General features: G+C 46.1%; 22 protein-coding genes. 6 read left to right on the top strand and 16 right to left on the bottom strand.

What is annotated here, in order from left to right; all coding sequences use genetic code 11:
* The first annotated feature begins 30 nt into the window (after positions 1-30).
* Positions 31-1,323 carry an endonuclease/exonuclease/phosphatase family protein gene (locus QUA54_RS29150; RefSeq protein WP_333417948.1) on the top strand — a complete coding sequence of 431 codons (1,293 nt, stop codon included), beginning with the start codon at positions 31-33 and terminating at the stop codon, positions 1,321-1,323.
* A gap of 19 nt (positions 1,324-1,342) precedes the next feature.
* On the opposite strand, the gene QUA54_RS29145 is transcribed toward QUA54_RS29150, so the two are convergent.
* The 5 genes from QUA54_RS29145 to QUA54_RS29125 all read right to left on the bottom strand — a co-directional run bounded on the left by QUA54_RS29145 (position 1,343) and on the right by QUA54_RS29125 (position 4,710).
* Positions 1,343-1,558 (bottom strand): VOC family protein, encoded by a 216-nt coding sequence (locus QUA54_RS29145; protein ID WP_333417946.1) that lies wholly within the window; start codon positions 1,556-1,558, stop codon positions 1,343-1,345.
* Positions 1,559-1,727: 169 nt separating this feature from the next.
* Positions 1,728-2,792 (bottom strand): aldo/keto reductase, encoded by a 1,065-nt coding sequence (locus QUA54_RS29140; RefSeq protein WP_333417944.1) that lies wholly within the window; start codon positions 2,790-2,792, stop codon positions 1,728-1,730.
* Positions 2,793-2,863: 71 nt separating this feature from the next.
* Positions 2,864-3,052, bottom strand: coding sequence for a hypothetical protein (locus QUA54_RS29135; protein WP_333417942.1), 189 nt, complete (start codon positions 3,050-3,052; stop codon positions 2,864-2,866).
* A gap of 61 nt (positions 3,053-3,113) precedes the next feature.
* Positions 3,114-3,326, bottom strand: a complete 213-nt coding sequence (locus QUA54_RS29130) for a hypothetical protein (RefSeq protein ID WP_333417940.1) — start codon at positions 3,324-3,326, stop codon at positions 3,114-3,116.
* A 199-nt stretch (positions 3,327-3,525) separates the two neighbouring features.
* A complete protein-coding gene (locus QUA54_RS29125) occupies positions 3,526-4,710 on the bottom strand; it encodes an L-dopachrome tautomerase-related protein (RefSeq protein ID WP_333417938.1) in 1,185 nt (394 codons plus the stop codon).
* Positions 4,711-4,831: 121 nt separating this feature from the next.
* Here QUA54_RS29125 and QUA54_RS29120 point away from each other — a divergent pair, with 121 nt between their 5' ends.
* Positions 4,832-4,999 carry a hypothetical protein gene (locus QUA54_RS29120; protein WP_333417937.1) on the top strand — a complete coding sequence of 56 codons (168 nt, stop codon included), beginning with the start codon at positions 4,832-4,834 and terminating at the stop codon, positions 4,997-4,999.
* On the opposite strand, the gene QUA54_RS29115 is transcribed toward QUA54_RS29120, so the two are convergent.
* The 5 genes from QUA54_RS29115 to QUA54_RS29095 all read right to left on the bottom strand — a co-directional run bounded on the left by QUA54_RS29115 (position 4,983) and on the right by QUA54_RS29095 (position 10,666).
* Positions 4,983-5,300, bottom strand: coding sequence for an SDR family NAD(P)-dependent oxidoreductase (locus QUA54_RS29115; RefSeq protein ID WP_333417935.1), 318 nt, complete (start codon positions 5,298-5,300; stop codon positions 4,983-4,985). The two genes, QUA54_RS29120 and QUA54_RS29115, sit on opposite strands and share 17 nt — an antisense overlap.
* A gap of 503 nt (positions 5,301-5,803) precedes the next feature.
* Positions 5,804-7,486, bottom strand: a complete 1,683-nt coding sequence (locus tag QUA54_RS29110) for a dynamin family protein (RefSeq protein WP_333417933.1) — start codon at positions 7,484-7,486, stop codon at positions 5,804-5,806.
* Between the two features lie 14 nt (positions 7,487-7,500).
* Complete coding sequence (locus tag QUA54_RS29105; protein ID WP_333417931.1) at positions 7,501-9,579, bottom strand: dynamin family protein; 2,079 nt, start codon at positions 9,577-9,579, stop codon at positions 7,501-7,503.
* A gap of 33 nt (positions 9,580-9,612) precedes the next feature.
* Positions 9,613-9,945, bottom strand: a complete 333-nt coding sequence (locus tag QUA54_RS29100; RefSeq protein WP_333417929.1) for a hypothetical protein — start codon at positions 9,943-9,945, stop codon at positions 9,613-9,615.
* Between the two features lie 199 nt (positions 9,946-10,144).
* On the bottom strand, positions 10,145-10,666 hold the full coding sequence (locus QUA54_RS29095) for a pentapeptide repeat-containing protein (RefSeq protein WP_172187138.1): 522 nt from the start codon (positions 10,664-10,666) through the stop codon (positions 10,145-10,147).
* A gap of 223 nt (positions 10,667-10,889) precedes the next feature.
* Here QUA54_RS29095 and QUA54_RS29090 point away from each other — a divergent pair, with 223 nt between their 5' ends.
* The gene (locus QUA54_RS29090) at positions 10,890-12,428 is read left to right on the top strand and encodes a SagB/ThcOx family dehydrogenase (RefSeq protein ID WP_333417927.1); all 1,539 of its coding nucleotides are present in this window, start codon (positions 10,890-10,892) and stop codon (positions 12,426-12,428) included.
* Between the two features lie 521 nt (positions 12,429-12,949).
* On the opposite strand, the gene mnmE is transcribed toward QUA54_RS29090, so the two are convergent.
* The gene (gene mnmE, locus QUA54_RS29085) at positions 12,950-14,335 is read right to left on the bottom strand and encodes a tRNA uridine-5-carboxymethylaminomethyl(34) synthesis GTPase MnmE (protein ID WP_333417925.1); all 1,386 of its coding nucleotides are present in this window, start codon (positions 14,333-14,335) and stop codon (positions 12,950-12,952) included.
* Positions 14,336-14,385: 50 nt separating this feature from the next.
* Positions 14,386-14,595, bottom strand: coding sequence for a hypothetical protein (locus tag QUA54_RS29080; RefSeq protein WP_333417923.1), 210 nt, complete (start codon positions 14,593-14,595; stop codon positions 14,386-14,388).
* Between the two features lie 372 nt (positions 14,596-14,967).
* On the opposite strand from QUA54_RS29080, the gene QUA54_RS29075 reads away from it, so the two are divergent.
* Positions 14,968-17,166 (top strand): tetratricopeptide repeat protein, encoded by a 2,199-nt coding sequence (locus tag QUA54_RS29075; RefSeq protein WP_333417921.1) that lies wholly within the window; start codon positions 14,968-14,970, stop codon positions 17,164-17,166.
* Between the two features lie 182 nt (positions 17,167-17,348).
* Complete coding sequence (locus QUA54_RS29070) at positions 17,349-19,538, top strand: tetratricopeptide repeat protein (protein ID WP_445301599.1); 2,190 nt, start codon at positions 17,349-17,351, stop codon at positions 19,536-19,538.
* Between the two features lie 159 nt (positions 19,539-19,697).
* On the opposite strand, the gene QUA54_RS29065 is transcribed toward QUA54_RS29070, so the two are convergent.
* Both QUA54_RS29065 and QUA54_RS29060 read right to left on the bottom strand, forming a co-directional pair.
* Positions 19,698-21,131, bottom strand: coding sequence for a protein adenylyltransferase SelO family protein (locus tag QUA54_RS29065; protein ID WP_333417917.1), 1,434 nt, complete (start codon positions 21,129-21,131; stop codon positions 19,698-19,700).
* A 329-nt stretch (positions 21,132-21,460) separates the two neighbouring features.
* On the bottom strand, positions 21,461-23,914 hold the full coding sequence (locus QUA54_RS29060; RefSeq protein ID WP_333417954.1) for a GH116 family glycosyl hydrolase: 2,454 nt from the start codon (positions 23,912-23,914) through the stop codon (positions 21,461-21,463).
* 215 nt (positions 23,915-24,129) lie between these two features.
* On the opposite strand from QUA54_RS29060, the gene QUA54_RS29055 reads away from it, so the two are divergent.
* Entirely contained in the window at positions 24,130-24,414 is a 285-nt protein-coding gene (locus tag QUA54_RS29055; protein WP_172187146.1) for a type II toxin-antitoxin system Phd/YefM family antitoxin, read from the top strand.
* Between the two features lie 392 nt (positions 24,415-24,806).
* On the opposite strand, the gene QUA54_RS29050 is transcribed toward QUA54_RS29055, so the two are convergent.
* Positions 24,807-25,412 carry a Uma2 family endonuclease gene (locus QUA54_RS29050; RefSeq protein ID WP_333417915.1) on the bottom strand — a complete coding sequence of 202 codons (606 nt, stop codon included), beginning with the start codon at positions 25,410-25,412 and terminating at the stop codon, positions 24,807-24,809.
* Between the two features lie 41 nt (positions 25,413-25,453).
* The gene (locus QUA54_RS29045) at positions 25,454-25,999 is read right to left on the bottom strand and encodes a gamma carbonic anhydrase family protein (RefSeq protein WP_333417913.1); all 546 of its coding nucleotides are present in this window, start codon (positions 25,997-25,999) and stop codon (positions 25,454-25,456) included.
* Positions 26,000-26,144 lie beyond the last annotated feature (145 nt).

Below are 26,144 nucleotides of genomic sequence, written 5' to 3'. Positions count from 1 at the left end.
GGTAAAAAAGCTTAGCAAAAAGGGTAAATAATGGACAGTATTATCAGAAACACAATCACGATCGGATTGCCTACTTTAATGCTATTTATAGCTATAGCAGCTACAGGTAAAACAGGTGACGCAGCCGTTTGGTCGGGTTTGGTCAAAGTAGGCGGTTCCTTTGGTATGCTGATCGGTTTAGGTGTGTTGGTCTTTGTAGGATTTGTTGCCAATTCGTTTAGTTATTTTGTGGTAGATAGCTTGCTGGTGAGATTTTATCAAAAGCGGCGAGAGTTGGAACAGCCAGAACAACTGGTAATAGAAATTGATAAATTGCCGATTACCAACGACCTCAAAATTAAGCTGAAATGGGCGGTACTGCACAGCATCCCCAACAAAAACCTTAGATTAAAGCACGTAATTTTAAAATGGTTTATTATCGCAGCAACTGTAAATGCCCTATTTTCAATAGTCGGTTATTTAGGAAAAATCAACATTTTTTTTGAATTGAGTTCTCATTTTAAACTACAATATCTGCTGGTTAGTTTCTCTACTTTGATATTCTTCGCTCTGGTGCGCTCAAAAAAAAGATGGTTGCTGGTGAGCGCATTTTGCATTATCATTAATTTGGCGGAAATTGTTCCTTGGTACTTTCCAGCGCCAGCATTTGCAGGAGCAACTCCCGCACAAAACTTGCGGATTTTGCATTCAAATGTTTTAACGAATAACCGACGCTATTCTGAGGTGATATCGCTGGTAAAAGCAGAACAACCTGATATCGCGGTTTTTGTAGAAGTCAACCCGTCTTGGGCAAAAGAGTTAGCGGTTTTAAGCGAGATATTTCCTTACTCTTGCCGTTATCAAGAATCTGAGAGATTTGGCAGTGCTATCTACAGCAAGCTGCCTTTAAACAATCCCTCTGTTAAAGCCTTTTCAAAGCAAAGAAAGAGCTTGTTGGCGGATGTTCAATTTCAAGGTAAAATCATTTCTCTGATTCTTGCTCATCCGACTGTGCCGATCAAACAGCACAGTTTTATCGATCGCAACCAACAGCTAACAGCCATCGGCGAGTATGCAGCCCAAGTAAAAAATCCGCTAATTGTGGTTGGGGATTTCAATACCACAATGTGGTCGCCATTCTACAAGAATATGGTAAAAACCGGAAATTTGCGAAATGCCCGATCGGGCTTTGGCATTTTACCGACTTGGCCGACTTTTATGCCGCTGGCTTATATTCCGATCGATCACTTTCTAGTCAGCAAAGAAATTGGTGTTTTGAAAATTCGTACTGGCCGAAATGTTGGTTCGGATCATTTGCCGTTAATTACAGATTTGGTCATTTGAAAACAGGATTTGATATTTTCTAACAAATTATTGATTCACTTAGGACTAAAGTTAACTGACAGCCTACAGGTCGATTCCAGTGTGCAGTTGGCTTTAGTCCTAAAAGTAACAATGCGAATTTTTGACCTTCAACCGTGATATCCGAAACAGGTTCAAACGAGAGCGCTTTCCTATAGAAATCCTGGGAGCGATCGGCATCTTTCACCATCAATGCAATGGCTCGAATTTTTTGCATTTGTATAGGGGCATTATTCAACTACTTTCGAGTGCTTTATCTAAACTCCAGGCAGCTCCGATCGCAGCCAGATGCGAAAAAACTTGGGGAAGATTTCCCAATTCCTCGCCGCTAGGCTACGTTTGCTCGGCGGCCTCAAGTCTAGATGTGCTGATGAATAAAAAAGCACTTATCCTAGCCACGATGGGTTCATTGCGGTACTGTCAAATTGGTTGGTAGTTTTATACAGTTCGTATTGCCCTTTTGCTGCCGCTTCGCGTGTGCGATTCAGCATCGCCGCAACTTGTGCTCGATCCATCGGCTTAAACGTGCGAGCGGCCTCAAACGCTTGATCGAGGAGTTGCATACTATCAATGCCAGTAATCACCACTGAAGTAGGCAGATTCATCGCATAGTGGAGACATTCTATCGGACTTACTGTATTGCTTCTAAGCACGTAAGGGTCGCCCATAGATTTCATCCCCAATACACCTATTTGGTTCTTCACCAGCACTGGCAGAACTTGTTGCTCAAAACTTCTAAAATGAGCATCCATCACGTTCAGCGGCATCTGTACCGCGTCAAAACGGAAATTGTTTTGAGCGGCAATTTCCAGCACTCGTAGATGAACCAAAGGGTCTTTGTGTCCTGTAAACCCGATGTAGCGAATCTTGCCCGCCTTCTGCGCTTCTACTACGGCCTCCATAGCCCCGCCTGGAGCAAAAATGCGATCGGGGTCTTCCATCCGAATAATTTCGTGATGCTGCATTAGGTCGATGCGATCGGTCTGCAAAGCCTTCAGCGACTCGTCAATCTGCATCATGGCAGCGCCCTTCGTGCGGCCGTCAATCTTGGTCATCAGAAACGCCTTTTGCCGGTAGCCATCCTTCAGCGCTTGCCCCATCCATCGGTGGCTGCGCCCGTTGTGATAATCCCAGGAATTGTCCATGAAATTGATGCCGCGGTCGATCGCACTGCGAATGAGCTTAATACTTTCTTGCTCCTCTCGAAGCCGTCCGATATGGTGTCCCCCCAAGCCGATCGCAGACACTCGCTCTCCCGTGCGTCCCAGCGTCCTGTAACTCATCTCGCCGCTTTGAGTTTGACCTTGGGCAACTGCACTTTCAGCGTATACTTGGGTCGGTTCATCTTGAGCTAACAAAGGTTTGAAAAACCCTTCGGAAGCTGCCAGCCCTGCTGCAACTAAACCCGAAGCAGAAGTTACTTTTAACAAATTGCGTCTGCTGATATTCATAAATTTCTCCTTGTAATTCCGTGTGGTTTGAAGATGTTGCAAAAACACTTTTGATACTGGGCTGCAACCTGTCATCTAGTTAGTTGCGCGATTTCAGGAGTGAGGCGATCGTGCGGACGATTCGGCGAAGTCTCACCCAGTAAAGAAATCAGCAGCGCACTGAACCCGATTAAACTAAGAACGAAGTTTGCAGCGTGTGCAGATTCCCACTGGCTTCGCAGCCGCAGCCAGTCCGATGGTATAGATTGAGTGGTTGCCATTATTGATTAATAAGTTCAAATTGGGCAAATGAGCAAGATAAGAGGAGTCGTAGGTATCGAGCTACGCAATGACCCAACCGCCGCCGTGGAAATAGACCAGCACGGGGAAGGAGCCTTGTCCCTGCGGCTTGTAAACACGCGCCAACAGTTCGCCCTCTGGGCCTGGTATGAGTTGATGGCTGACATCGCCAACCATTTCCACTGCGGGTTGTCGGCGTTTGGCAAGCACGCCCATTACTGCATCTGTCGGCGTCGGGTGGTTGCGAGCGTTCATCGGGGACTGTTTCTCAATAGGCGGTGCTTTTTCACAAACTCCTCCAATAAATAATAATGAGCCGTGCGATCGCGTCTTTCCAACCAAGGAGCGCGCTTTGCGTGTTTGAGGCTACTTTTCTAGCATTGACCGCAACCGATCGCGCGATCCCCGGACTGCAAACGCGCTTACTTCACTGGGTGACTGCGAACAGGGTAGTTCACCGCAGTGCTACAGGTTGAGCGTTAATCCGAACTCGAAACAGGCTGTAGGGTTTCTGCCGCAAATCCTGACCGTTGTGATACCTGGCTTGGCGATGGAGTTGATTTGCCGTGAAATAAAGATAACCATCCTGCGCCACTGAAAGGGTGTCAGGCCACAGCACTCGCGGGTCATGCACCAGCCGTTCGATCGTGCCGTCTGGCAAACGACGCTGTATCGCATTCTGTTCGTAGTTCGTCAGGTAAATGCGGTTTTGAGCATCTGACTCCAAGCCATCGGAAGCTCCTCCCTTCTCGCCCCGATCCACTACCGTCTTTGCCACCTCTTGGTCAGACAACCGCTCATCCGCTAGCGCATCAACATCAACGCTGTAGAGCCGTCGTCCGGCAAGCGGACAGTAGAACAATTGCTTCCCATCGGCACTAATTGCAATCCCGTCGGCACCCATCTTGATTGGGCTGGGCGGTTGACCCGGTTGACGATTCATAATAGGCATCCCTTCCACACTGGGTAGAAAATTGGGGACTGCTTTCGTGGAAGGATGGTCGTTCAACCGCCGCCAACTCCTGCCGGAGTCCAAGTCAACCACAATAATTCCATTGGGCCCCTTGTCGGACGAGTCGGTGATGAATGCCATTCCAGCCTTACCTCGTCGCAGATCGAAGCGAACATCGTTCAGGTAAGTTGTTGGCAATGCCACATTTGGGGGAAAGACAATGGTTTTGAAAACCTGGTTTTGCTTGAGATCCACTCCGACCAATTTGGCTCCACCGGGCGGAGCTGGTGCAAAGTTGACGCTGCCGGTATCCAAAATCCACAAGCGATCGCGCGGGTCAACTACCACACTTTGAACCGACAGCAGAGACTTTGATGGGTCGCTTGGGTTCGGGCGATTCATTTCCGGATTAGGATACGCAACAGTCTGACCATTTTTGACTTCGGCAACAGTGTACTCTACGCGATCGCCCCATTTGGGAAAGTTCACGAAGATGCGTCCGCTTTGGGAAACCGTAACACCTGTAGGCATGGGGCCGTTGAAGACTGCGACGGGTTCGATCTCGCCAAGCGTTTGCTCTCTGGGCAGCGTTGTTAGATCGATCTTGGCGGGTTGAGACTGGGCATAAACAGCAGAGCCGAGAAAACCGACGACTGCAAGAAATAGTAGGAGTTTAAGGAGCTTCATAGAATACCTTCTTTATATCGATGCCATTGCCATGAAATTTACTAGAAGAAGATCGCGGATAAAAAAGCTTTGGACACGCCGATTGTCGATCGAACCATCAGAATCTGTTACCAAAAAAATAATGATGAAATTTCTAGTTTTGAGAGCTACTAAACCCGTCAGCGAAGGCTTTCTACTCAATAGCACCGTGACTGCAAAAAAGCCTCGCGTCTTTACTGCGATCGACCTCCATCATCCACTCGTAGGCGCGCAGACCCTGCGTGCAGCGTCGGTTAACGGCATTCAGTAAACTCGCCGCCGACGCCGACACCTGCACCGATCGCGATCGCATCTACGGGTCGTCCTGTCTTCTGAATGTGGTTGTAAAGCGTCTCAGCCCCACCGTCAGTGGCGAGGTCAGTCTGTACTGTCTCGACTTTGGGGATCAGTCCCTTAAAGCTTTTAGTAGCCTCATCAATACTTGAACCAGTCGATGTCACCAAAAAATCGAAGCCGTTTCGGGCAAACTGTTTGGCGAGTTCGTAGCCGATGCCGCTAGAGGCACCCGTCACGACAGCCAACGGCCGGGTCAACGAACAGTTTCTCACCATATAAAATCCTCTGTAATTGCTCCACGCTCGTTTGTCTAGGATTGCTTCTCTCTCTACCAGACAATCTTTGTGGAGTGCGGGCTTTCAATTCTTACAATCCTAGGGAGGCAACTGTGCGCTCGCATCTTTCCCAGGACATACCACCCAAGGACATATTGGTAGTGTCTGTTTGAGGTTACTTTTGTAGAATTCCGCCTGTGCGATCGCACGGCAACTCAAGCACTGCGAAGCGTCTTCACTCACAGCCGTTCTTCCCCAGGTGGTCTTGCATACTAAGTATAATTAAGGCTTTAACTGGTTGAGAATTTCAGTACCACAATGTGGTCGCCATTCTACAAAAATATGGTAAAAACCGGAAATTTTTGAAATGCTCGATCGGGCTTCGGCATTTTACCGACTTGGCCGACTTTTATGCCGCTGGCTTATATTGCGATCGAGCAGTTTCTACTTAGCAAATAAATTCATATTTGAAAAATTAATACTGGCCGCAATGTCGGTTCTGATCATTTGCCGTTAATTACAGATTTGGTGATTTGAAGGGATGATTCGATATTTTCTAACAAATTATTGATAAACTGTATCTGGTATTGCTGAATATTTGTCTTTAGCAGCTCTTTGCTGTCTTGAAAACAGATAACTTTTCCGGCGATTTCCTTGTAGTGTTGCAGCATGGAAAAAGTATCGGTGCTGAAGCGAGCGAGATAGTTTTTAGCAGCCTCGCTGCAAATTTCCGTTACTTGATTGAGATAAGCTTCTGACGATTCAGGCGGCTTTTCATACACAGTTCTTTTATTCAAAATATAGCTAGCACCGCCAACTACTGCGGCTCCCACAGGCCCGCCCAACAGCCAACCTAAGCCGGTGGCGATCGCCACTGGAGTTACTTCGCCCTCGATCGACTTTTGAGCTGGAGGTGGCGGCGGCTCCGGTAAACTGACTTGCGGGGATGGAGGAAACGAAATCAAAAGTGCGATCGGCTGTTCTTTATCAAAAAATTCGCAAGCTTTATTTACCCATTCTGCGATGGTTTGCTGCTGATGTAAGACCTCTCGCTGAAATTTTAGCTTCCACGCATCAAAACTTCCTTCCTGAAGCGACAGCGCCATTTCCGATTGATACCGCTGTAAAAGTGTGGGCTGGTAAAGCCAAATCTCGAATTCGGAAACGCTGGCGTGAAAGCCTTTTGATATCAATTTTTCGGCTTTTTGTTTAATTTCAATTCTGTGCTCGTGCTTTTGTTGAGCTGCGGCTATTTCTGCGGCGACATTTTCAGATTTCCCTCGGAGAGATTGGCAAATTTTAGTAGCTATAGCTTCAATTCTGGGCAACTTAACTGCTAGTTGTTCCTGTTGAGCTGCCACAATACTTTGCAAAGCCGATTCAAACGTGGCAATTCCTGTAGTTTGGGCGGCCGCCACATCTCCTTTCAGCCTCGCCCTCAAAGCCGGCAAAGCATCGACGCGGTAGATATTGCTGATATTGTTCGGCAAGTTGGAACGAAAACTTTCGGCAACAAACAACAACCGATTGTAAACTTGTTTTTGGTCGTCTGGTTCGAGTAGATTGAGAAAATTGGCAACAAACAGGACAGTGTTGATGTTGCGATCGCTCAACCAATCTCTCAAGTTCTCGCGTTCGCCTAAAGTCATCAATTTGCGAGCATCTAAAACCTGCACAACCAAATCAGCCGTTAGCAATTTATCTCGAACCAAATTATCCTGTTCTTCCCGATCGTTGGTTCCCGGCAAATCCAGCAATTCCACACCCGTTTTCAGGAATGGATGGGGACAGTAAACATTCACGGCGGCCACATCATCCCGCATTTGTCTGGCGTCGTCAAGGATGGCGTAGCGTTTCAAAACATCAGTCCCCGGTTCGCTAATTTCCGTGCCGTCTTTCAGGGTAATTTTTGCGTGCAATTCCTCGCCGTAGTTGACATAAATGGCAGCACCTGTAGTGGGCACAAGGTTGATCGGCAAAGCACGATTTCCCAGCAAACCATTGAGCAAAGTTGACTTGCCGTAATTAAACGGGCCAAAGACAGCGATTTGAAAAGTTGGTTTGGCGAGATAGTCGCAGATTGAGGTGGTATCTCGATAAAGTTGGGAGTTTTTATCCAGTTCGAGGATGCCGAGTGCTGATTTGAGATTGTCGGTCAGGTTTTGATAAGTTTCGGGTTGTTGCATATTGTTGTTTTATTTCATTTAGCAGAGGCTAGGAAACCTTGATATAGCGATTCTATACTCTGCGACTGGGCAGAAACATCAGCCTCCAATTTTTTCAAACGTTCAGATTCAGCCTGACAATTAATCTCGCGAGATTCCTTTTGTTGCAGCAAATTATCTAATTCTGCTTTCCGAGAATTAATATCATCATTCATGCGATCGCCCACTTCGCGCCCGTAAACATCAAAACACTCTTTCACAGCATCGTGAATCGGCTGCCACTGCTCTTGAGCCACCTGCGGCAGATATTTCACCAGCTCTTTTTTCGCCGCTTTCACCAACTGTTTGTGAGCTCCGTCTGCTTGCAAAACCCCAACACCCATCCCCAATAAAGCCAAGTACAGCGGCCCCAAAACAATCCCCGTAAAACTAGCAAAAATCGTACTGACGCTCAACACAGTAATTAAATTAAGCAAGATATTTTTCCAGTCAAAACCCGCTCCTGCCATAGCTACGCCCGCTAGATTTCCGGTCGTTAATGAAAACAATCCCATTGCCCATTTTGCCCAAGATGGCGAATTATCTTCCTTCGAGTTGCTGACTGCTGCCGGTATTTTTTGCCCGGTCAGTTTTTCGGTGATTTTTTCAGTCACTTTCGTGTAAGATGCTCCGTAATTTGCCGCACTTTTCGATAGCTGCGAAAATGCTGAATTCATCTCTTGTTCAGCCGTGAGAGTCCAAGCTGCTAGTTTGTCGTTGATGTACTGCTCGAATGCTCGTTTGAGCGATGCTTCAAAGGCTTCGCGCTTGTCTTGGCTGAAGAAATCCAGAAATCTCAGCTCCGGTTGATACCGCAAGAAATCTGTTTCAAAGGTATTTTCTAAGTTGAGAACGTAGGCGCGGAAAGAATCTGCGATCGCCCGCGATTTACTATCTCTAACGCCGATAATTTCTTGTTGAAATTCATCGCGAATCTGAGTCAGCTTCTTAAACTCCGGCTCAACTGAATTAATCTTTTCCTTCAACTCATTGACATCGCGATCGAGTAATGGTAAACGGCGTCCAACAGCTTCGCGGACGCGAGCAGAAATTTGACGCGCCAAAGTCCTCGCCGGACGCAATTCCGAAATCGCCCTTTCCTGGGTCAAAAACGTATTCAGTGCCGCCATGAACTCGGGAAAACCAGTTCCTGCCAAATCCGCATCCGGGTTTTTGATCCGCAACCTCAATGCCTTAATTGAGGTAATCGCAAACACTCGCTCGTCGTAAATATCGTGTCCTTCTGTCAAACAATATTCAGCCAAATTAGCTTGAAAAACCCGCCGCAGTTTCCCTTCTGCTTCTGCTAATTCTTCAGAATCATCCGGGTCAATCAAACTTTCCCGCACTTGATCCCAAGCATTGATCAGAAAGAAAATGCTCAAGCCGCGATTTTTGATGTAATTTTCTAGATAGCGTCTTTCACCCATCGTGCAAGGCTGAGTTGCCCTGAGCACAAACAAAATAGCGTGGCAGTTGTTGATGTAACCGAGAGATAATTCGTTGCGGGCTTCTGTATCGTTCAGTCCTGGACTGTCTACTATTTCTATGCCTTTTTCTAACAAAGGTAAGGGATATTCTACTACGGCGCAGTCGATATCTGGAAATGCTGGTTTCTTTTCTTCTTCTAAGCGTTTTGCCTCAGCGGGGTCAATTGTGTAGTTCTGTTTAAAACTTTTAAAATCTAGCTGTTTGGGGCTTTTGCCGTCATTGAAATAAACGGTAACTTTTTTTTCTGAACCGTAGCGCAAAATCGTCAGCAAAGCTGTACATGGATTTACATCGCTGGGCAGTAAGTTTTCGCCGATTAAGGCATTGAGAAAAGTGCTTTTGCCGCGTTTCATGTCGCCTAAAACTAGCAGGCGAAAGACTCCTTGGCGCAAATTTTTACTGGCGAGATTGATGTCGGCGCTGTCGGTTTCTAAACCGAGTTTTCCCGATGCTTCTCTTCCTGCTAATTCTGATTGGTTGATGGCTGTGGCGATGTTGCTGAGGCGATCGGCAATTTCTCGGCGGACTGCGGCTACTCGCTCTAAATCGTTGAGAAAGTTGCTAGTTTCGACTTTAAGGTTCATGGGTATTTCCTGAGAATTTCCGGCTTGGGCTTTTCAAATTCTGTCTTCTTCAATAAACATTTTGTAAGCGATCAAAGCAATCCCTCCAACTATCAGCGCGGCTGCCAGCCAAGATGCTATGCGAACTGCAACGATAACAGCAATGACAATGCCTGTAAATTGAGCTGCTGCTATAATTTTTCGGCGCCACTGTTTGAGTTTCCCGTTAACTTGGCTGTCTGGTTCTTCGTACTTGCTCGTTAGATGTTCGGGCACTGAGCGGTCGATTTCGGCTTCTAGTTCGCGCAGTCTAATTGCTTGTTCGCGCTTCCGCAGTTCTTGTTCTTTGTGCCGGAGTTCTCTTGCTTTTTTGTCGGGAGAGTTCATAAAATTTACCCTATTTCCCACGGAAAAAATGTGTTATTGATTGTCAATGTTGGGGAGTGATAAGTTTTTTACAACTGTAACTCACATTTTCCCCCCTGTCGAGAAATGTTAAGAAATTTTAAAAAGGGCGATTCCCTACGGGATAGCTACGCTTCACGACTAATTAAGCCGATCGCCCTAGACTAGGCCCTGCACATCATCAATATCCTTCGGGGCCGATAGTAGTGCGATCGCACTCAGCTTCCGACAGATCGACCAAGCGCGATCGAAATAAGTTGCAGCCCGCTAATTGAGCTTTTGTTAACTTTGCTTTATCTAAATTAGCTCGGCTCAAATCTGCATATCTCAAATCGGCATTCGTCAAATCTGCATTGTACAAATCCGCACCTTGCAAATTGGCTTTCTGCAAATTGGCACCTTGTAAATTGGCGTGGCGCAAATTGGCTCTGCATAAATTTGATCTTGATAAATTTGCTTCCGACAAGTTGGCTTGATAAAGTTGAATGTCGCCCAATTCAGCATCTTGTAAATCAGTTTTATAAAGATTGGCTTCAGTCAAATTTCCGTAGGGCAAATAAGCTCGCCTCAGAACGCTACCAGAAAGATTTATTTCTGCTAAGTCTGCTTGAAACAAGTTATCTCCACTTAAGTCAACTGCGTTAAAGTTTCGCTTCCCCTCAGCATACTGAGCGAGCAATTCCTCAGCGCTTAGCTTTTGCATTTTTACCCCTCATGACGACAGCTAATGCAGTCAATTTATAACGATAATTAATGGTTATTTTACTGCGTATTTATACTTAGGCATATTCTTATGTTAAGCTTATGTAACAACGCTCGCATTTTTTCTAATATTTTTTTTATATTTGTCAATTTCTGCCTTGCTCGACCAGTAAGCGGTTAGTAATGTCAAGATCGAGAAACCAAAGTCAATCCTCTACTGAAATATGCCAGAACTTCCTCCCTCCATTGCTCAGCACTACCACGAACGGACGAAATACGATCCTGAAACCCTTGCTGCCAAAAGCAAACAGCTAGATTGGACAGAGCAACCCGTGCCGTTCAAAGAATATAAAATAGGAGCGTATTTTGACCTCAAGCCTTATCTAAAAGACCCCTCGGATGATTCCGATGCCGATCCCGATGCGGTTTGGTGGCATCGGTTATCCAGCTTGTTGCTGTGCAGCTACGGGTTGACGGCGAAAGTGCAAACGGTAGACGACAGCTACCTGTATTTGCGATCCGCACCGTCGGCGGGCGGGCTCTACCCAGCAGAGGTTTATTTAATATCCCGCGGCACTGAGCAGTTGCCGGCGGGACTTTACAACTATCAGTGCAGAACTCATTCACTTGTTCATTTTTGGGACAGTCAAGTTTGGCCGACATTGCAAGCAGCTTGTTTCCAGTCGCCCGCGCTAGAAAATACGCAATTGGCGATCGCGATTACCACTGTTTTTTTTCGTTCTTCTTGGCGTTACGAAGACCGAGCTTATCGGCGAATTTTTCTAGACACCGGTCATTTACTGAGCAATATTGAATTAGCTTGCGCCGTCAACGATTACCGACCTCACCTGATTGGAGGATTCACTGACGAAGCTATCAATGAATTACTGTACATCGACTCGGAGCAAGAAGGATCGATTTGTGTAGTTGCTTTAGCCGACTTGCTAGATATTGACCAAAACTTGCCTAAATTTAAAACAGCTTTGCCCGGAAGCACCACGACAGATTACCCGCAAATTTCCGAAGGTAAACTGTTAAAATACCTTCACAAAGCGACGCATTTAGAATCCGATCCTACCGGAGCGGACGGTTGGAAACTTGATGAAAGTGAAGGAGAATTAGAGGATAAATACAACTTTCCCTTTTGTACTAAAGTTTCGACTGTCACTCCTTCAATTCCTTGGGGAGTGAACCTGGAAACTTTAGAAAACACTATGCTTAAAAGGCGTTCTACCCGTGCTTATACAGGTGCTTCTTTGAGCTTGGGCGAACTGCTAGCTATGCTCGATTTTACTTATCAGCCGCAGCACTATATCGACCAAGGATTAGACGGTTCTCCTGACTATTTCGATCTAAGTTTGATCGAGACTTTTATTGCTGTTTCGGGAGTGAATGGGTTAGAAGAAGGCTGTTACTATTACGCTCCGAAAGCTCAAGAATTGCGGCAAATTCGGTTTAAAAATTTCCGCAGGGAATTGCATTTTTTGTGTTTGGGGCAAGATTTAGGCAGAGATGCGGGGGCGCTGTTGTTTCACACGGCGGATTTGAACAGGGCTGTAGCAAAATATGGCGATCGAGTTTACCGCTATTTGCACATGGACGCGGGTCATTTAGGCCAGCGGTTGAATTTAGCAGCTATTCAACTGCGTTTGGGTGTCAGCGGTATCGCGGGCTTTTTTGACGATCGCGTCAATGACGTTCTGGGTATTCCTGCGGGTGAGGCTGTGCTTTATATTACAAGTCTTGGAAGACCTCGATCGTGAGAATGAGTCAATCGATTTTAGATTTTAGATTTTAGATTTTAGATTGAAGAATTGGCGTTGCTGATTTACGGTCTGAACGACTCAATCTGCCACAAATCAAACAAGCGAGTCAGTCAATCTATCGATTTTAGATTTTAGATTTTAGATTTTAGATTGAAGGATTGGCGTTGCTGATTTACGGTAGGAACCACTCAATCTGCAAAAAATGAAACAAGCGAGTCAGTCAATCTATCGATTTTAGATTTTAGATTTTAGATTGAAGAATTGGCGTTGCTGATTTACGGTCTGAACGACTCAATCTGCCAAAAATCAAACAAGCGAGTCAGTCAATCTATCGATTTTAGATTTTAGATTTTAGATTTTAGATTGAAGGGTTGGCGTTGCTGATTTACGGTAGGAACCACTCAATTTGCAAAAAATCAAACAAGCGAGTCAGTCAATTTTCTGAATTTTAAAGTGATAGCGGTAAAGTGAGGATTGCAAACCTGTACAGTACAGGTTTTACCTAAGTCCTGCTATTGCTATTTGCCAATGCAAAACCTGCTAAATATTCTGTCTAGCACTGATTCGGTCACTTCTTCGCCCGTAACTTCCCCCAATGCTTGAATTGCGCCGCGTAAATCTATTGTCCAGAAATCTAAAGGCAATTTATTGCTCATCGTATCCGTGCATTGTTCCAGAGAAATTTTAGCTTTAGTTAACGCCGCTGCTTGCCGCTGGTTGATTGCTAAGTCTGAGTTTGCTGCTTGCAAATTTTCCCCGCTAACGGCATATAAGATTGCTGTTTCTAAGTCTTCAATGCCTCGATCGAGGGCTGCGGCTGCGACAACTATTGGATGAACTTCAGAGGAAAAAGGTAGTTCGGGGATTGTTTTTACTAGGTCGATTTTGTTGATAATTATAATTAGCTGACGGTGCTTTACTTGTTCGTAAATTTCCGAATCTTCCTCTGTCCAACCAGATTCCGCATCAATTGTCAACAAGACTAAATCGGCTTGTTTTGCTGCTGCGCGCGATCGCTCAACGCCAATTTTTTCTACCTTGTCTTCGGTTTCTCGAATGCCTGCAGTATCGAGCACCTGCACCGGAATGCCGCCCACAACTAGCTGCGACTCTACCACATCCCGCGTCGTACCGGGCAAATCCGTGACGATCGCCCGATCGCTCTTACTCCACGCATTCAACACACTCGATTTTCCCACATTCGGCCGCCCGACAATCGCTACTTTCAAACCGGTTCTCAACAATTCTCCGCGATCGGCCGTTGCCAAAATTGTTGACAATTCCGCCAAAATATGATTTATTTCCCAAGAAGTTTTAGCTTCATCTAAAGGCGGTAAATCTTCCTCAAAATCAATTCTCGCCTCAATTTCTGCCAGCACGTCCAAACAAGTTGTTCTCAATTTGCGGATCGGTGCGGCTAATTTTCCCTGCAAACCAGCCAAAGCACTTTGTGCAGCAGCAGGCGATTTTGCTCCCACCAAATCTGAGATACTTTCAGCTTGAGTTAAATCGAGCCTCCCGTTCAAAAAAGCCCGCAGAGAAAACTCTCCCGGTTGCGCTAATCTCGCCCCCTGTTCCAAACACAACTGCAAGACTTGCTGCACGGCCATAATACCGCCGTGACAGTGAAATTCCACCACATCTTCGCGAGTAAAAGAACGCGGCGCTTTCATAATTAACAATAAAGCTTCATCGACTAACTCTTCAGTTTTAGGGCAACGGATGTGACCGTAAAGAATGCGGTGAGACTCCCAGATTTGCCGTCCTGGGGCGCGAAACAGAGTTTCGGCAATTTTTAAGGCTGCGGAACCGGAAACTCGCACAATGCCGACGCTGCCTTGTTGGGGAACTATGGCAGTGGCGATCGCTGCGATCGTCCCTCCTTTTGTTAGTGATTCAGACATTTTTATTATTCACACATTGAAAAGTTCTCTCAATCTCCTGTTTTTTAGCATCAGGCAATTGCTTCTCGATATTGGAGAGTATAAATCTCTGGTTTGTTATTCAAAAAATTAAAATAGCAGCCCTTTTGGGCAAGCTGCACGAGTTCCTGAGTCAAAGGGTAGGGGATATTTTTTAATATCTTGCCTGCGAGCGCTAATTGCTCGTCGGCTGCGAGAGACAAGATAACTTGAATTAGGGATTCAACCAGTTGTACGTTCATTTGACTGACCTCCGGCTTGGTTGTTAAATTATACCTATCTCATTGGCAGGATAAACAATTTTAGCGATTTTTTTCTAAGATATTAGAATAGGGCTACCGCCGCGCTTGAGTTGGATCGTCAATCCGATCGCCCGTTTGCTCAGTCAGTCGATTTTAAATTTTAGATTTTAGATTTTAGATTTACTCCACAGATGAATCGGGGAGGTTGAACAAAAGTCTAAAATTTTGGGCGGCTCACGACTCCTGTCGGAAAGCAAGTATCCGTTTTTGGGCGGGAGTCACGGCCCGATCGAACTTAAATTACGCAGCCAAATGTTGGGCCTATCGTGATTTCGTGCGATAATGGAACATTAACAGGGTAGAGGGCAAAGCATGATTGGTCAACTTCTAGACAGACGTTACCGCATCATTAAAGTCACAGACTCAAGTGAGGTGGGAAAAACTTATCTAGCAGCAGATACTCACCGTCCCGGGTATCCGCAATGCACTGTTAGAGAAATGCTGCTCCCCGGCACCAGTTCGCAAACTCCAGAATTAGTCAAAGTTATATTTCAAAGAAACGCAGAAATAATTGAAAAATTGGGAAAACACGACAAAATCCCCGAATTATTGGCGTATTTTGAGGAAAATCAAAGTTTATACTTAATAGAAGAATTTATTGCCGGCTCGCCTTTAAGTCAAGAACTAATACCCGGTGAACCTTGGCCTGAAGACCAAGTAATTTGTCTGCTATCAGAAATATTAGAAATTTTGGTGTTCATACACGAGAAAGGTTTCATTCACCGCAGAATTCAGCCAGACAGAGCTATCCGGCGCGAGTCAGACGGCAAATTTGTGCTGATTGACTTTAGCTTAGACAAAGAAATTAACCCGGAACTTGCTAACTGTCATTTGTTGTCGCAAACTTCCCCAAACTCTGTTAAACGGCCTGTGGCAAAAAAACAGGAGTTGGCGGCCCAGGAGTTATACGTGCCGATCGAGCAATCGATCGGCAACCCCCGCTACAATAGCGACATCTACGCTCTAGGTACGATCGCCCAGCTTGCTGTGACGGGACTCTCACCCAACGAACTGAGTGCCTTAAAAAACAACAAAAGCGCAATTGCGTGGCGAAATCGGGCAACTTGTTCGCTTGCCCTAGCAGATATTATCGATCTAATGGTGCGCTCCGACTGCGAGGAACGTTATCAGGAGGCCGCCGATGTTTTGGCAGACCTCAAACAAATCGCCGTAAAATGGGATGTTGAGCCGCCGCCAGCCACAATCATCACGGACGCTATGAGTAAACCGCCGAGACAGCGCCAAATCAGACTGCTGCTGCTGGCTGCAACAGCCGGAGCTTTAATCTTGACAGCAATCGTGCTTTATTTTTGGCAGAGTAAAAGTCCGGCGAGGGCACAAGAATTGTTCGCTCGCGGCATGGCAAAAGCGCAGCAAGGCGACAAAACAGGTGCGATCGCCGATTATACCCAAGCGATCGCCATGAATGCCAGCGATGCGGAAACTTACTACAAGCGGGCCAACGCTCGCTATGACACGGGCGCGACCGATCTAGCAATACAGGATTACACGCAAGCAATTAAAGTCAATCCCAGCCACACCAAAGCCATCTACAATCGAGGTCTGGCCCGCCGCGACATCGGCGACAAGCGGGGAGCTGTGGAAGATTTCACCCAAGTAGTGCGGCTCAATCCCAGCGACGGTGAGGCATACTCTCAGCGGGGTTTAGCTTACTACGATTTGGGCGACTACCGCACGGCAATTGAAGACTACACTCAAGCAATTCGGCTTACTCCCAACGATGCTACAGCTTACAGCAATCGGGGTTTAGCTCGATCGGCTGCGGGCGACAAAACAGGAGCAATGGCAGATTTTACCCAAGCGATTCAAATTAGCCCCAAACAAGCTGGCGTTTACTACAGTCGGGGTCGATCGCGGTTTAATCTGGCAGATTATCAAGGAGCGATGGAAGATTATAGTAAGGCGATCGAATTGGAACCAGAGCTAGCTGATGCTTATACCAATCGGTGCAGCGCTTACTTAAATTTGGCAACCTACGACAAAGCGATTGCAGATTGCACCCAAGGAATTCGCCTCGCTCCTAAAGATGAAGCAGCTTACAACAACCGCTGCATTGCTTATCTGAATTTAAAACAATATCAAAAGGCCAGCGAAGATTGCAGTTTGACGATCGGACTCAACGGCAACAATCCCAAAGCATACAGCAATCGAGGATTAGCTCGATCGGCTTCGGGAGACAAGCAGGGGGCTGTGGAAGATTTTACTCAAGCCATTCGGCTCAATCCCAGCGATGCAGTAGCTTACAGCAATCGCGGTACTATTTACTCAGAACTAAAAAATTACCCTTTGGCGGTTGAGGATTTCGCTCACTCGCTGCGGCTCAACCCCAACAATGCTAGCGCTTTTTACAGCCGAGGCCTCGTCCGCCGCCAACTCAAAGACCGTGCTGGGGCGATCGAGGATTTTCAGAAAGCTGCAACGCTTTTTCTAGAACAAGGAAGAGCTGATGGTTTCCAAAATGCACAAGCACAAATCAACGATCCTAAATAAGCTATTAGTCATCAGTTATTAGTGCTCAGTCATCAGTCATCAGCCATGAGGAAAAATGAAGAATGCAAAATGAAGCAGGAAGAAAGAAGAAGGCTAAACCACCAATCACCAATTCTCAATTTCCAATTTCCAATTTCCCATCCCCAATCACTAATTCCCAATTCTCAATTCCTGATATGAACATGGTTGGTCAACTTTTAGACAGGCGTTATCGCGTAGTACAAATTCTCAGTTCAGGAGCTTTCGGACAAACTTATTTGGCTGTCGATACTCGCCGCCCTGGCCACCCTCAATGTGTAGTGAAACAACTGCGCCCTCCCAGCAACACTTCCACAGTTCTCAAAACAGCTTACCGCTTATTTAAACAAGAAGCAGAAATATTAGAAAAGCTGGGCAAACACGATCAAATTCCATTTTTACTAGCTTATTTTGAAGAAGGAAATCAATTCTACCTCGTCGAAGAGTTTGTGCCCGGACACGCCCTAAATAGGGAAATTGTAGCCGGTCAACCTTGGCGGGAAGAACGAGTGCTGGATCTGTTGGAAGAAGTGTTACAGCTTCTCGCTTTCGTACACTCTCAGGGAGTGATTCACCGCGATGTTAATCCCTCCAACTTAATCCGCCGCAAACCAGACGGCAAATTAGTTTTAATTGACTTCGGCTCGGTTAAAGAAGTTGCAAGTCACGTCAGTGACTACGATACAGAATTTCCGCGCACCATTGCTACTGGAACTCCGGCTTATATGCCGATCGAACAATTTCAAGGCAACCCGCAATTTAGCAGCGACCTCTATGCAGTCGGGATGATGGCAGTCCAAGCTATCACGGGTTTGCCCGGTACGGATTTGCCAAAATTGCAAGATCCGAGCCCTTCTCACACGGGGGAAATTGTTTGGCGGAACCGATCGCAATGTTCTGCGGGACTAGCCAATATAATTGACAAAATGGTCTGTCACCAATTTGGCAAACGCTATCAATCTGCGGAGGAAGTTTTGGTAGATCTCCGCAAGTTGAGACACCGCCTCGATCCGGTGAATAAGGCTCCAAAGAAAAGTATTTCTCCGAGCTTACTGTCTTCTGAGAGTTTTTCGTCACGTTTTAAAACCCGGTTTTGGTGGCTGATTTTGGCTGTTTTTGGGGCAGCAATAATTCTGGTATTTCTGTTTAGTTATTTGAGCAGACCGAATCCGATTAAAGCTAAGGAATATCACGAACAGGGAGTGGAAAAGTCTCGCAATCAAGATGCCGCGGGAGCTTTGCAAGCTTTTAATAAGTCAATTCAATTAAATCCTAACAATCCTGAGAGTTTTTATCGCCGGGGTAATGCTAATTATGATTTACAAAAATATCAAGAAGCAATTGCGGATTATTCTCAGGCGATAGCTCTCAATCCTAAATATGTTCAGGCTTATTTTAACCGCGGGCTAACCCGTCACGATTTTAACGACAAGCGCGGGGCGATTGAGGACTACACTCAAGCTTTGAATCTCCAGCCCGACGATTTTGATACCTATTATGAAAGAGGAGTTGCTTATTTAGAGCTGCAAGATTACAAGGCGGGTATTCAGGATTTTACCGAAGTAATTCGGTTGCAGCCAAACCTGGCTAAAGGTTATCATTCGCGGGGGTTGGCTCGCGCTGCGAGTGCAGATTTGCAGGGGGCGATTGGAGATTATACTGAGGCAATTAAACTTGATGCTAAGAATGTTGATGCTTTCTACAGTCGGGGGAGAGCTCGCTTTCACTTAGGAGATTATCAGGGAGCTTTGGCGGATTATACTCAGGTAATTGCGATCGATCCCAAGAGTGGAGATGCTTACGCTAATCGTTGCAGCACGCAGTTGAATTTGGGAGCTCATCAAGCGGCAATTGACGATTGCACTCAGGCAATTTCGCTGAGCGATGAGGATGGGGTTCCTTACAACAATCGCTGTATTGCTTATTTAAATTTGAAGGATTATCCGAAAGCAATTGCCGATTGCACTCAAGCGCTGAAAGTTAATCCGAATGATTATAATGCTTTTAACAATCGTGCTTTAGCTCGCAGCGCTGGGGGTGACGCGCAGGGGGCGATCGCAGATTTTACAGCAGCAATTGGGTTCAATCCCAACAATGCTGAAGCTTACGCCAATCGGGCTAAGATTTACCAGCAGTTAAATAATTACAACAGTGCGATCGCCGATTACGTGCAAGCTATTCGGATCAATCCGAATTATGCTGCTGCTTACTACGGTAGAGGCATCGTTCGCCGCTCATTGGGAGACAAAGCAGGAGCGATTAGCGATTTAGAAAAAGCCGGTAAAATGTTTCTCGATCAAGGACTAACTGGCGGTTACAAAGATGCACAATTTGAGATTGAAAAGCTCAAGTAGTTATTAGTCATTAGTCATTATTTCTCGGTGTTATATTTCTTATGTGGCAGATTTTTATCATCTCAGATTGCTCCGGGGCTGGTTCACGCTAATCTTTAATACCAACAGAAAATGCAGGTGAATCGGCCACGGAGCGCTATTAATGCAAGCTATTATCAATCAATTTTCTGGGTTTTGAATTCGTTTAACCAATTCATAAAACGGTTCCCAATTATCCTCAATAGCTATGGGTTCCCAAACAGCCTCAATCGTCGGTCTCAACAGCGATTGTTCGGGATTGTGCCGGAGCAACCTGTCCGCCATTTTCTCCATATCATCCGCCGACAAACTTTGCAAAATGTGATAATAAAACTGCCGCCAAGGTGCTATCAAGTCAGCCGGTTCCGCCTCAGCAAAAATTTGACTAGCATCATCTCGCCAAGTGCGATCGAACTGTCTTCGCAGTTCAAAAAAGAAATCGTGATAGCCTACTTGAGACTCCGCCAGCATTTTAATTGTCACTTTCAACAACTCATCTCCCTCCGCCTCGGGCAAATCCTCAAATCCCAATCTATTTAGCATCAACTGCCGGTAAGCTGCATTATAATACTCGCCAAACTTTTCCAAAGCAGCATCCATATCAGCTTGAGGAATCGCGGCTGCTAGCGGTTGCTGGAGCTTCTCTAAATTCCCCTTACAAATAAACGGTTGATTGCCGTAACAATAAAGACCGTAATGGTCGAAATAAGCTGCTGTAAATTCCGGCTTGTAAGTTGGGATAAAAGCGAAAGGCCCGTAATCGAAACTTTCTCCAGTAATCGACATATTATCAGTATTCAGCACTGCGTGACAAAATCCTGCCGCCATCCACTGAGCGACTAATTCGGCTACTCGCTTGACTAAATCTGCATAAAATAGCGCATACTTTTCCGGCGGCGCAACACCCGCATTACTTGCTTCTAAATGCAGTTCAGGATAGTAATATTCAATAACAAAATCTAAAAGTTTTTTAGTTAAATCCTGCCTGCGGATATAGTGCAATCTTTCAAAAGTTCCAAACCGGATGTGAGAATGACTGAAACGCACCATTACGGACGATCGCGTGGGTGATGGTTCGTCGCCCCGCCACAAAGCATCCCCCGTTTCAACTAAACTAAAACAGCGAGATGTCCGAACTCCCAACCGATGCAAAGCTTCGGCGGCTAAAACTTCGCGAATTCCCCCTTTGAGAGTGAGTCTACCATCAGCGTGCCGCGAGTAGGGCGTGCGGCCGGAACCTTTAGTGCCGAAGTCGTAAAGTCTGCCGTCAGTGCCGCGAACTTGGCCGTACAAAAAGCCTCTACCGTCGCCTAAATTCGGGTTGTATTCGTTGAATTGATAGCCGTGATAGCGGAGTGCGAGAAAGGGACGGACACAATGAAATTCGCCGAAGGCTTCGATGAAATGTTGGTCGGTTACTTGTGTGGGGTCTAAACCCAGTATCGGCAATAATTGGTCGTTGCGGAAGCGGAGAATATGCTGCGGAAAATCGGCCGCAGGGACTTCATCAAAATAGTCGCCACCGAGGGATTCGATGGCGGGTTCGTAGTTGAGGGAAAGTAAGGGATTTGACATTTTTCTATTATATCTTGAAATTGGCGATCGCTCCCAATTATATACAAGTAAGGTGCGGACTGGATTGGTGTCAACAATTGCCTCAAACCCTTTGTATCTCTCGTTTATAGCCGAGTCTGGCTCCTCCTTTCATCCCAGTGCTGTTTCACGCTCAAATTTTAGCATAGGTAAAGTTTGAGCATGAAACATTAATGTCTTCCTCGAATGCGGAAAACTTTTACTGTCAATAAAATTGATAGTTTAATTAACCGTTTTCCTTGCTTAAAATGGGGTTTAAGGCGTAATTTGTTTAAATTTTAGTGGGATTCATCAGCTAATATACCAATTCCCTATTTAAAATTAGTCAACACCCCGTAAATCGCCCAAATTGCCATCGCCCGCAAATAGTGACTCGCCCGAAAAGTCCCCCCCGCCGTAATCGCTTCCGGCGTGCGAAACTGCAACCCATTCTCATAAATCTGTTTCACCACCGCATCCGTCAATTTAAACGCTTTCTCCTCCATCCCCATCTGTACCAAAAAAGCTGCCAACCCAAAATTAATCCCCGTCCAAACTTCCAAAGGATGAGTTGCATTGGGATTTTCCGGCGAACCGTTCAGCATCACCCCATTTGCCGCACCGAACTCGCCATCGTTGAACTTCAAAAAGCAAGATTCGTACACAGTCTCTAAAGCGCTGACTGCACATTCCGGCGGCACAATATCCGGCAATCCTAACAGTTTAGCGTAAAACTGACCGCACAATTGGTCTGCCATCACCACTTCGGAATTACTCTCGCTGTCCAAGCGGTAATATTGACCGTTCCACAGTTTTTCTTGATAGCTCGGTCTTGCTTGTAGCAGCCAACTGTGATATAATGCTATCTTTGCTTGAGGGTTAGGAATTATCTGCGGTGCTTCATCTTCCAAGATTTCGCCGATCGCGATCGCAGCCTCCAGCGCCGCCAACCACAAACCCCCGCAATACGCACTTATCCCCCGCATTTGCCAGTCATCAAACGTCTGATCCGGTGCTCCCGAATTCTCAGGAATTCCGTCCCCATCCTCATCAAAAGTTTTCAGATAAGCCAAAGCCTCAACAATTGCCGGCCAACACTCTTGCAGAAACTCACAATCTGTGCCGCCAGTCAACAGGAAATCCCGATAAACCTGCAACACAAAATCGCAAGGCAAATCCTTCCACAAATTGCAATCTTGATAGCTAGTATAATTCGTTTTCTCCCAAGGATGTTCGTTGGGAGCACCCAAATCGTGCGGCGTCGCACCGACAGCTTTTCTAATAGCAGAAGCTTGATTCCAGCCAATAATTCTCGGCGTATCGTCTCCGGCTGAAATTGCCCTAGCGAAGGCTAAAACTACCGACTTTTCCAAATCCGGCCACAGCATTAACAAAGCAAAAGAACCGTAAAGCCGCACGTCCAAACTTTCGTACCAGCGGTAATCAATGCACTCCAAAACCGCAAATTGACCCTTCGGATCGCGTTCGTCAGCCGCACTCCACAGAGTACCGCCGTCTGTGAGGGCGTATAACTCGTTAAACAAAGCCATTTTAAAAATGTCTGACAAATCTTTCCGTTCTAAAATCGGTTTTTGCCAAGCTTCAATATTTTCGCGCCAAGTATCGGAATGCTTCATTGCAGTGCGAATAATCGGCCAAGCATTTTTGCCGTTGCGGCCGAAGAAATCCGTATAGCGGCGGTAGTACCAAACTCCCGATGCAAACTCAGTAACGGGCAAATCCCAAGCTATAATAAAGGGAATTTTGCGAGTTTTTCCCGGTCGAATAGTAAAGCGAACTGCGATCGCACAAGCCAACTGTTCTCCTGCTGCTGCTGCTGTCTCGTCTTTGTCATCTAACAAGAAACCTTCAGCAGAAAAGTTGCGCCAAATATCCTCGCCATTCCCCGCCGGGTTCCAGCGAGTTTGATAAAATACTTCTACCGCCGGATTAGTAATAGTTGCGATCGCCCATTGTCCATCCCCCTCTTGCGGTTCGTCCTCAGCAGTCAACCGCGTCATCACGCAACCGATTCGGTGAAAATCTTCCACCAACAAATTCAAATTTCCGGCACTTTCTCCCCACCGGGGTTGATAGTCATAAAATGGACTGCCATCATCTCGCACCATCACTTTTGGTGATTTATTGGCATTAGTAAACCAACCGACAATATTCTCCCAAGTCAGCATGATGCTGAGAGTAATCGGCGCATCTGTAGGATTGTGCGCCACCCATTCAAACATGGCTACTGGGTAACTGCTTTCCTGATAATTGTTCGGCAAAATTGGCGAAAATTGCTCGCAGCTTAATTGAGCCTGAAACACATTTTCGTAAACAAACCAACTGCGCGGATACAAAGCATGATAACTCCCCGAAGAATTAGACTCTTCCCCTGTTCTTTCTTCTTCTTCCCTTCTTCCTTCTTCCTTCTTCTTTCTTCCTTCCGATGGATACCATTTCCAACTAGATAAACTGCCATCGGTAGGCGGTTCAGTGGACAGTGCAAAAGCTTGTTTCTTGCCTTGAGTTTCTTCAAAAACGCTGAACTGACAAGCGGGCAAACTGCGAAAAATGTGCTCGCCGCCGTCAATGTGCCAGAGGTTGAAGTCGCCGCGGGACGATCGCCCGATGCAGCCGGCACCGAACCCGCCCAAAGGCATTCCGTGCCAGGGGCCGTCGTCGAGATTGCTTGCGTAGCGGACTGTATAGGGATTCTCCCAACCGAGGCCGATGGGACGTTTCCAGGCCTGCGGGGGGATGTTTGGAGTAGATGTGCGATCGTTCATGATAGGTGTTAGTGGCAAGGGCGATCGGTGCGATTCCGGCACAGCTTTAATAGTATATATAGGACTTACACAAAAAACCCAGTTTCTGATTTAGATTTTAGATTTTAGATTGCAGCAAGGCACTTTATCGGGGCAGAATATCACCTAAGCTTAGATTGACAAACTCCGCAGGTATCGTTTAACATTTAATTAGATGCTAATTTTATGTTATCATTATGATTAACCTTTCAAGAGACATACATTCTCTCACCGATTTTAAACGTAATACGACTGAGTTTGTGCAGCGGCTCAAACAAACAAAACATCCTTTAGTTCTAACTGTCAACGGGAAAGCAGAGTTAGTTATTCAGGATGCTGAATCCTATCAGAAACTTTTAGATGCGGTTGAGTTATTAGAGACTTTAAAGGGAATTAAACTGGGTTTGGCACAAATGGATCGAGGGGAAGGGCAAAAAGCGGAGGATTTTTTCAATCAACTGTTTGATAAGCTAGACAGTTAGCGATGAATCAGAAATATCAAGTCATTATCCAACCCGCAGCGCAAAAAGCGATCGAGGAATCTTATTTTTGGTTGAGTAATCATTCTTCTCAGAAGGCTAGAAATTGGTTAGAAGGCTTGTACAAAGCTATCTTATCGCTAGAAAATAGGCCTTCTCGTTGTTCCTTCGCGTTTAGAATAGTTTTTTTGACGAAGAAATACGACAACTTGTTTACGGCAAGGGACGAAATGCCTATCGGATTATGTTTACGATTGTTGATGATACAGTTCAGATTATTTTTGTGCGACACGCTGCCCAAAAACCGATGATAGATGAATCAGAATAAACTCCGTCGAAGTCTCGAAACCCTGACTACCCGTGCGTAATTCCTATATTTAGTTTGACACCCCACTTTATCGGGGAAGAATATCATCTAACCGAAGTTGCAAGTTCTTTAGCAGAGGAGAAATAATCGGTTGATCGAGGCCAAATTGTTGCTGGATGTAATCTTGGTCAATCAGTTGGCAAACGGTGATAGTAGGTTGTTTTGGTTTACCGATAAAAGCCACGCCTCCCAATCCGCGATAATCAACGATCCAATATTCGGTAATTCCTAAAACAGCATACTCTTCAACTTTTCTGGCGTAATCTGTTTCCCAGTTAGTGCTGACTACTTCTACCACCAATTTAATAGATCGCCCCAATGTAATCACAGGTTCTCTTTCCCAAAGAGGTTCGCTGACAATAGCGGTTTCATCTAACACGACAATATCGGGACGGCGGGCAGTAGCTGCATCAGAAAATGGACGGATCAAACAATTGCGGGGAATGAACCAAGGTAGTTTTTCGGCTGCGAGAACGATGCCGATTTGAGTTGCCAGTTTACCGCTGACGGTTTCGTGGGGGCCTGTGGGTTCCTTGTCAACTAATTCTCCGTCAGCGAGTTCGTAGCGGAAGTTGTCACAATATCGATCGAGAAATGTTTCAAAAGTGAGGATTTTTTGCGCGGTGTAAGCCATTGGAAACTAATAGTTTTTTGCTGAAAATCTTATTCTATCAACTAACCAAATCCCAAATCAGAACCTTTCCCCGCGTGAACCAAAGCCAACTTTTCGTAACGCTTAGCGTGTTCCACCAACTCCGCAGCTTCTTCCTCAGAGACATCGCGGAGGCGTTTGGCAGGCACTCCCGCAACTAGCGTGTGAGGGGGAACGTCTTTGGTGACAACAGCCCCTGCACCGACGATAGAGCCTGTTCCTACCCTGACTCCATTGAGGACGATCGCCCCAATCCCGATCAGGCAGCCCCGTTCAATGTAAGCTGAGTGAATCACGGCTCGGTGTCCGACTGTCACGAAATCTTCCAAAACAGTCGGTTTCCCCGGATCGCCGTGCAGAATTGCTCCATCTTGGATATTGGTACTTGAGCCGATCGCAATTCGCTCTATATCCGCCCGCACCACCGCCCCGTACCAGATACTAGCGCCTGCAGCCACCTCTACCCTGCCGATGACAACAGCACCTTCAGCGACAAAAGCCGCTTGGGATAGATCGGGCCTGGGCCAATAGGAAGGAAGTGCAGACAGAGATTCGTTGAGATTGCTCATTTGTTGGTCGATCGTTATACTTCTAGCAGATTAGCTGGTTGTTGATACGGGATATAATAAAAGTATTTGGGTGCGATTCGTTTAACCTAAATGGATTAAAAATCCAGGGACGGTTAGCCTAACCCCTTGGTTAGTGTAACTGATT

Source organism: Microcoleus sp. MOSTC5 (assembly GCF_036701825.1).
Classification (GTDB): domain Bacteria; phylum Cyanobacteriota; class Cyanobacteriia; order Cyanobacteriales; family Microcoleaceae; genus Microcoleus; species Microcoleus asticus.
Note: the sequence above shows the minus strand (reverse complement) of the source record. Positions and strands in the feature narration are given on the sequence as shown.